The following is an 8,307-nucleotide window of genomic DNA, read 5'->3' on the forward strand; positions in this document are numbered from 1 at the left end:
TTCTTCCGATTAATTTGGATAATTTACTGAATTGAACTTTGTTGGGTTATGGAAAAGACGGATCTGATAATACGTCCAGTTCGAAAACTCTCGCTAATTTGCCCTAGTTTAATTGATTGAATTGTGAAATTTACATCATATCCTGCCAAATCGGATAGTTCGGAAGCGGGTATCGTATATTCTCCACTTTGCCAGAATTGGGAGGGAATTTCGATTATTCCGGTGCCACTTTCTTCGTCAGTGTTATAGTCCCAAACAATTTGCATTGAATCGCTGGAAGCAGCTGCCCATTGAATATCCATATCTAAACCATGATCATGTTCTTCGGGTAGTACAAACTCATAAAGTTCTGCAGATTGTGTAGTTACATAAGCGTCGTAAGTGTCACCATTGCTCATGGTTATCACAACATGATAAGTTACGTCATTATTTACGGCGATGTCGGTGGTTTCATAATAATAACCTCCAAGAATGTTTTGCTTTAGATCAAGGTTAGTATCCCCCACCCGAACTCCGCCATCTTCGATCCTTACCAAATTAAAATTTTTATCATAAAGATGTGCAGTAGCTATGTGTATGACTGAGCGAGTTTCGTAGTTGATATTCTTCTCAAGGGTGATATCCGGGGCAATCAGGGATGGATCATCTAGTTCTTCATCGGAGAGGGGGGAATCACAAGTGGATAAAAACAGGGTGATGACAAGAATCAATAGGGGTGATATTTTTTTTAGATATTTTTTCATATTCATACTTTTTCTCCTTACATAATTTTTACTTCTTCTAATGGTTTTGACAAAATAATGTCAAGAAAAATAGGAAGTTTGCATCCCTTTCCCCTTACAAAAAAAGCCGATGGGTAGGGATGAACCCATCGGCATATGGTTTTTCGGCGTATTGCCGCATTTACTTAGTGTCTATCCGTAAACTCGCATTTTTGCAATGATTCTACGAATGTGATTCGACGCAGATAAACCCCAAGTGGAATATAAATGCAAAAACATTCCACAGGGCAAGTACTGATTATGCTGATGAACCACTGTTGAATAATAAAATACAAAGCATTCAACGGGGATATTACACTTTTTACAAAAAAATATTATCTTGCGAAAATCGATTTTTTCAGCGTGATGTTGTTTATCACATTCATCTGCGTCCAATCTATACTTTACGGACAGACTCTATTTACTGTCTATCCGTAAAGTAGCCTTTTCGAGAAGTCACGGACCATTCCGTGACTAATTTAAAAAATTATCTATTAAGTTAATTAGCGTTATATTTGTGAGTTGGAAAAACTTAAGTCAAGTTCAAAAAAACGGAACTTAACTCAAGATTTTCCTTTACGGACAGACTCTATTTAGAGGGGGATAAATTTATTCGAAGATAAACAGCCAATTATTCTGATTAAAATAATCATTTTGCACTTTGCGGAAAGCAGAATAATCGGAAACAGGAACTCGATTTGTCTCGAATTGAAATTCCGTTGAGAATGAAACAGTATTATTTTCAACGGAACTAACGATATTAAAATCCGCCAACCTATTTTTATCAGATTTTCCCTGCGGGGAATATTGCAAATCAAAATCCGCTGGAATTTGTATTGAAGCGTTAAACTTGTATTCCCGTTTTGTGCCAAGCATCAGATCATAATCTCTTTCCTTGAGTGTAGAAAAATCAGAAACATCCGCACCGCGAATACCGAGTTTTGGAATCGAAAGTTTCAGCCTTTTTCCCTGTTTGGTCAGATAATTGGGAGATTCGAATTGAAGGCTGACTTTCATTGTTTTCTTCAGATTTTCAGGATTTGTAAAAGTGTAATTTACAATATCTGTTCCACCACGAATGCCGGCTGCGATACTTGCAAATAGAATATCCAGCTCATCGGAATTTTTATATCTAAGCTGATTTCTAACTAACCTATCAAAATATCCGGTGGCAGTTACCTCGAAAGTTCCGCGAAGAGTTCCTTCTTCATCTAAAGAAGCATTTAATTTTACAAGAGATTTACTGGCATCAATAGGGGTTTGAGGGGTAGTGATAAATTCAAATTTTTTGGGAGAGATTGCAATTGCTTGTCTGTTTTGGAATCGTTCTGAGAGCCAATTTGGTTTGCAAAAAGCGGTCATCGGATCAATGTAATTTGTTTTCCCATTCAATTTGTAAGCAACGAGAATATTTTTCATCAACGAGGGAACAGGAAGGGTTTTTTGTAAATCAGCGATTTGATTTGCAGCAACAAGAACCGGATAGGCATCCACATTTGTTGCCTGCAATAATGCGGTAAGCAAAACTGCTTTATCCTGAGGATCGCCGTATCTGTTGTCCAATATTTTTTTGGCATCAGTAGGCTCGAAACCGCTTTCTCCGAAACCAAGATAAATACTGCGGATATTCTGTTTTACAAAGATTGCAATATTCTCGATGGTTTCTTCTGTACTTTCTCCGACAATCTTTTTGAGCTGCTTTTTAATTGACCGAGAAACCTTGGCCGCATCAAAGAAATTTTTTTGGTAATTATCCACAAATTCGTCCCAATCAGGATAAAATGTAAGGCGAAGTTCAGGGGATATTTCTGCAAGTGAAGGCATGTTCTGTTCGGCTTTGATTTTTGCCATATCGTTCATTTCGAATTTGTAAGTGATCAAATCTCCGCTTTTAATGATTTTCGGTTTCAAGTCTGTTTTAATGGATCTGAAAACGAATTTATCTTTATCTTCTATGGGAAAAGTTATGGAAACAATTTTCTTTTTTATCGGTTCGCGAGTTTGAAGAGTGATATTGGCAGCGAAAGGTTTTTCCATCTCTTTTTCGGAAATAATGCGATAATTGTATTCAATAATAGCATTGGGTTCAAGTGCCGGAAATGAAATCACTTGCATTTTTAGGTTGGTGTATTGAGAAGCGTAACCCACTTCCGGGGCGCTCACAAGAGAAACACCACTCTCTTCCGGCTCGATGATCTCACCGGCAGGAGTGAGAGTGTGAGCGGAAATGATCTCGAATTTTTGGGAATCTTCATCAAAACGAGCTTGGATATCACCTTTTTCTTCTCGTCCCCGTTTCTCAAGGATTTTGATCCTCAGAAATCGTTCCTTTATCATTTTCATATCTTTGTCTATATGAAAAGAAAGGCTGTCCACGAGGGTTACAGAAGCTGCGTTTTTATAATTATCATCCGCAACAAGAATGCCTGCGATAAATGATAATACTATCAGGAGAATAATTAACTTTTTCATTACTCATCTCCATTCTTGTGCAAGACGACTTCCTGTCCACTCTTTTCGGAAATCAAATCAATTATTTTTTTCATTTTTATATATTCTTCAGGGGGAAAAATATAGTCATTAAAAGAGTTTGTGATCGTGTGAGAAATGAATCCTTTCCCGGTTTTATAATCACTCGAAATGCTGAAGCCTTCTGTGGATTCGTTGATTGGTTCCGGTAAATTTTCTATAGTATAACCCTCCGGAAAGAATATTTTTTCCTTCACTTCTGTTTGCATAGTTGTAAACATAGATAAGGGATAATTTCTTTCATCCAACGCAAACGGATTTCCACCCCCACCGATTGCGGCAGTACCTGATGTGCCTTTGCTGGAGAATGGTAATGAGAAAGAAAGTTCGTCTTTGAGTTTCAAACCATAATTTTCTGCGGAGAATTCTACTGTGATCTCCAACGGTTTGTTCAAATCTTCAGGATCGGAATAATAAAATGTGTCTATTTCAGCATTTTCTATCATTTGCCCGACAATCATTTGGAAGATCATTTTTCTTCGATCTGCAGGTAATTTTGTAAGAATCTGCCGAAAAGCCATCCCCATCAAACCGGTAAGAGTAAACTTGGCTGTTTCCGAGAAACTGCCATCATCGGAAATATACCCGACCGCATCTATGGCGAACATGTTCTCACTTGCAGGAACTTTGGGTGTGAGTAAAATATCTTCTCCTTCCGGTGTGCAAATAAGTGCGGTTTTATTTTGCTCGATGGACATGAGGAACTCACTGGTATTTTCTGCGGTTGCATCGATAAAAAGCCAAGTTCCATCCGGATTTCTTACTGCGGTAATAGCGTGATTAAATTGGGCAACGTGGGGAATATCCATTTCCACATTTTGCATCGGATTGATAAGCACGGTATAGGCTTCGAAACCGGCTTTTTGAATCATTGCAGCGAGAAGAGCAGCTTTATCTCGACAAACTCCATATTTATTTTTAAAGGTTTGAGGAGCGGGAAAAGGCTCATAACCACCTTTTTCACCAGTCATTTCCGTCCCGATGTATCTGATATTTTGGGATACATAATAATACAAAGCACGCAAAATGTCGTCTCGCGTTTCCGCACCTACAAGAAGACTGTCTATCACCAAATCCATTTCCGGAGTAGTGATCATCTTTTCTTCGCAAAGACCATAATACCACTTTGACCAGGACTTCCAAGAATCTACGGAAGAGATGATCACTTTTTTGCAGACATCGGGAATTGGTGGCATCAGCGGTTCTTGAACAATTGACGGAATATTTTTCACCACCCATTTATAATAATAATTTCCATCTCTTACTTTTTTTTCGAAATTGATAGAACCGCTGACATCATTTTTGATTAAACTATTCAAAGCCATTTCAGAATTAATAGTTAGGGTGGCTCTATGAATCGGATTGTTTCCCTCAAAAATAGAAACCGTATTGAAATTGTTTTCCATTGGAGGATTATTTGTAAAAATTTTCACAAGATATTCTACGCTTGAGCCTTCTTTGATATTCGGGAAAATAATCTTTTTCATCCTAACGTTTGGAAGGTAGAATTGTTGAACAGCAGGAATAACCATATCTTGAATATCTTCTTTGGGTATTTCAATGACAGAGCCATCGGGATTAATCACTTTTGCCGAGATCACAGAAACGGAATCATACTTTGCAAAATATCCGAATGTTGCTTCGGAAAACATGGCTTTTCCTTTCATCGAAAGTATTTTTACAATTTTGTGCTGAGTTGCAACAGATTTTCCGGATTCTTCCAGATTGATGCCGGTGCTGTCTGTAACAATTACGGCATCTGCATCTGCGTAAGATTGGCGGTTATAGTTTTGCAAATAAGAATAATTGATCTTTTTTGCACAACCGAAAAGCAAAATGGGAATTATTACGATTAATACTAATTTTTTCCACGATAGATTGGGTTTAAACTTCTTTTGTAACATAATTTTCTCCTGATATTATTTGAGTCGTTTGATCGTAACATCTATATTCATGAAGGTCGGTAATTCCATATCTCCCTGGAGTGAACCACTTATCTCGGTGCTACCCTCCATAGCAGCGTGAGATTTTTGGGAGACGACAAAACCGTTTTCCGTAGAACATTGGATGGTGCTGCTACTTGTACCGGAAAGTATGGATTTGATATCCATTCCACTTTTTTCAACCTGGGAATTAATAGAAAATTCCGATTCGACAGATATTGTGAGAGTGTTAATTTTATCTTTTCCCAGTTTCATTCCTCTGAAAGTATAAATAGATTTTGTGCTGGACTCATCGTCTGAGCGCTCAATATTCCAGGTTTCACCGGATTTTACTTCTTTGTTTGGCATAAACCCATAAAGAGTTTCAATAAAAGAGTCAAGCCTAAGTTGTGTGTCTTTTGCCACTTCGGATTCTTCCACAATTTCTGCTGAACCATCGGGAAGTAAAACAGCTGCAATGGTTTCACCTTTAATTTCATCCAAGCCGGGAATTTGTGTAAATGAGCCACCGGCGTTGATAGAACCGGCAATTTCAGTTAGAATTACATTTATGAAAACCGAGTCTGCAACAATTTTAACGACACTATTTTCTATTTCCATCTCCATATTTATCTGCTGGGTTTGAGTTTGTCCTTTAACCGTTACTGTGTTTGAAATTATTTGTTCAATGTGGTATTTTTGGGTATCACCTACTTTTAATTCTTGCGTAAGCATTACCGGTCCTGTTTTTTGCAAGCTAACTTTTTGTGCACATCCAACCAGCACCAAAAGAATTATGCTAGCAATTACTAAATTTCGTTTGTACATTTTTCCTCCAACATTAATTTGATAAACAAAAATTTGATTTTCAGATTTATCTTGGCAATTTTTTCGTAAATTATTTTATTTCACGAAATTTGTAGGCAAGTGTTCCGCCAACAAAAAAGGCAGCGTTAAGTATCATTTGCCAAAATACATTCCAATTAAAAATCAGCGAATTCCAGTTAACAGATATTACCCTCTGAAGATCATTTCCGGTTATATTTTGGAACATTTCAGAATTAATGGAAGTTGATTTAATTAGTTCCGAGAGATATTTTATGGGAAAGGGAATATGGGTGCCAAACAGAAAATTAAATATTCCAACCAGCACATTAATTCCAAAGGTTAATCCAATCACTTTCCAAAAAACTTTGTCCTTGAATATTGCAGAGAAAAAGAAGAATATGCTCCCGAGTAACAGTCCGATCTTCAGCTCGGTTATCAATGATACAAACATTCCTGCAAAAGCATATTTAAACATAAAATCAAATTTGATGGCAATAGCAATATTCACGATAATTGCCATCACAATTGCGATCAAAATTAGAACGAGCCAATTCCCGATAATTGAGACCAAATATTTCGAAAGACTGATTTTCCAAATTGATACGGGTTGGGAACGGTGAAATAATTCACAGTTCAATCTTGAATCTTCATTCAGAGCATTTTGGGAAGAGGCAATGATCATAATTGTGCACAAAAACATGGGGAATGAAATTACAGCTGCATTTATCACATAATTCAAAACCATTATCCAGCCTTGATGGTCGCCTGAATATAAATATCCTTCAAACATATTTATATTAAAACCTGTTCGATAGATTCCGATTATTCCTAAGATAAGTGAGATGAAATACAATCCGCCGGTTACCCAAATCGGGAGCAGCAAGTTTTTTTTGTGTATTATCAAATCTTTTTTGAGAAGTGCCATTAACTTATTCATTTTTACCTCCGCATTTTGCCAGAAATAGGTCGGAAAGAGACGGGCGGGAATATTCCGCTCCCTCAATATTTATTTTTTCTTTTATAATAGCACCCACCTTTCCCAAAGAATGATTGACTGTGAGCGGGTTTAATTTCATCAATTCGTCTTTTCTATCATTTGGAACTTCAATAAAATGATATGAATTTTTTAATTTTTCCACTTCATCATAGAGCACTATCTTACCGTCATCTATGAAAATAATATCCTGAAGGATGTGCTCAACTTCTTCTACCTGATGTGTAGAGATTATTATCGTTCTATTATCATCATAAAATTCTCCCAAAATAGTGTTGAAGAAATTTTTTCGGAATTCTATATCAAGCCCAAGCGTTGGTTCATCCAGCAGAAGCACTTTCACATCAAGGGATAGGGTGATGAGCAGATACAATTTCGTTTTCATTCCTTTTGAAAGTTTTCCCACTTTTTTATTTTTGGGTAATCGGCTTTTTAGGAGAAGTTTTTCAGCCTTAACTTCATTCCAAGCAGAATTCAGTCCGGCAACATATTCCATGGTTTGCTGAACAGTTAGGCGATCATCCAAACTGCTAACATCAGGGATAAAAGCAATGTGGTTGTGGATAGATTCATTATGAGATTTTAATTTTGTTTCAAAAAGCCGGATCTCTCCTGTATATTTCAAAAATCCAAGCATACATCTCATCAGAGTAGATTTTCCGGCACCATTTTTTCCGAGCAGTCCGATGATTCTTCCTCTCGGAATTTCCAAGTTTACATTATCAAGGGCTTTCAAATCTTTGAAGTATTTTGTAAGACCTTGTGTTTCAATTACATTTTTTACATTGAAATTCAAAGGTTTAAATGGTTGTTTCATTTTGCTCCTTTCTCCGAGAATTGCTGGGAAATCGTTTTGATCAGCTCATCTTTGGAAATGTTTAGAAATTGACATTTTTCAATAATTTTTTTTAGATCAATGGAAAAGAAATCATCTTTTTTCTTTTTCATAAGTTTTTTCCGTGAATTTTTTGATACAAAAATACCGACACCTCTTTTCTTATACAGATATTCTTCCAGCATCAGTTCAGTTACTGCTGCGGAAATAGTGTGAGGGTTCAAGCGATATTCCTGTGCCAATTTTCGAATGGACGGAATGGCTTCGTCCTCTTTTACTGCACATGAGAGAATTGCATTTTCAATCTCTTCCCGGACTTGCAGATAAAGAGGCATATTTTCAGTGAACTTCATCATCTTCCTCCGTATTACTGTTTGGGTCAACTAATACACCAAAGCAATTCTTTGTCAAACTTATTGTGAAAAAATTGGAGTTCAG

General features: G+C 36.8%; 7 protein-coding genes. All 7 read right to left on the reverse strand.

What is annotated here, in order from left to right:
* Positions 1-23: 23 nt before the first annotated feature.
* The 7 genes from U9P79_09140 to U9P79_09170 all read right to left on the reverse strand — a co-directional run bounded on the left by U9P79_09140 (position 24) and on the right by U9P79_09170 (position 8,225).
* Positions 24-749, reverse strand: a complete 726-nt coding sequence (locus tag U9P79_09140; GenBank protein MEA2104785.1) for a hypothetical protein — start codon at positions 747-749, stop codon at positions 24-26.
* A 621-nt stretch (positions 750-1,370) separates the two neighbouring features.
* Positions 1,371-3,233, reverse strand: a complete 1,863-nt coding sequence (locus U9P79_09145) for a DUF3857 domain-containing protein (GenBank protein MEA2104786.1) — start codon at positions 3,231-3,233, stop codon at positions 1,371-1,373.
* Positions 3,233-5,194 carry a DUF3857 and transglutaminase domain-containing protein gene (locus U9P79_09150; protein ID MEA2104787.1) on the reverse strand — a complete coding sequence of 654 codons (1,962 nt, stop codon included), beginning with the start codon at positions 5,192-5,194 and terminating at the stop codon, positions 3,233-3,235. Before U9P79_09150 ends, U9P79_09145 begins: the two co-directional genes overlap by 1 nt.
* 15 nt (positions 5,195-5,209) lie before the next feature.
* Complete coding sequence (locus U9P79_09155) at positions 5,210-6,040, reverse strand: DUF6263 family protein (GenBank protein ID MEA2104788.1); 831 nt, start codon at positions 6,038-6,040, stop codon at positions 5,210-5,212.
* 70 nt (positions 6,041-6,110) lie between these two features.
* Positions 6,111-6,977 carry a hypothetical protein gene (locus U9P79_09160; GenBank protein ID MEA2104789.1) on the reverse strand — a complete coding sequence of 289 codons (867 nt, stop codon included), beginning with the start codon at positions 6,975-6,977 and terminating at the stop codon, positions 6,111-6,113.
* Entirely contained in the window at positions 6,970-7,851 is an 882-nt protein-coding gene (locus tag U9P79_09165; protein MEA2104790.1) for an ABC transporter ATP-binding protein, read from the reverse strand. Before U9P79_09165 ends, U9P79_09160 begins: the two co-directional genes overlap by 8 nt.
* The gene (locus tag U9P79_09170) at positions 7,848-8,225 is read right to left on the reverse strand and encodes a GntR family transcriptional regulator (GenBank protein ID MEA2104791.1); all 378 of its coding nucleotides are present in this window, start codon (positions 8,223-8,225) and stop codon (positions 7,848-7,850) included. The genes U9P79_09165 and U9P79_09170 overlap by 4 nt, the downstream gene beginning before the upstream one ends.
* Between the last annotated feature and the right edge of the window lie 82 nt (positions 8,226-8,307).

The organism is Candidatus Cloacimonadota bacterium (genome assembly GCA_034661015.1).
In the GTDB taxonomy this organism is placed as follows: domain Bacteria; phylum Cloacimonadota; class Cloacimonadia; order JGIOTU-2; family JGIOTU-2; genus JAYEKN01.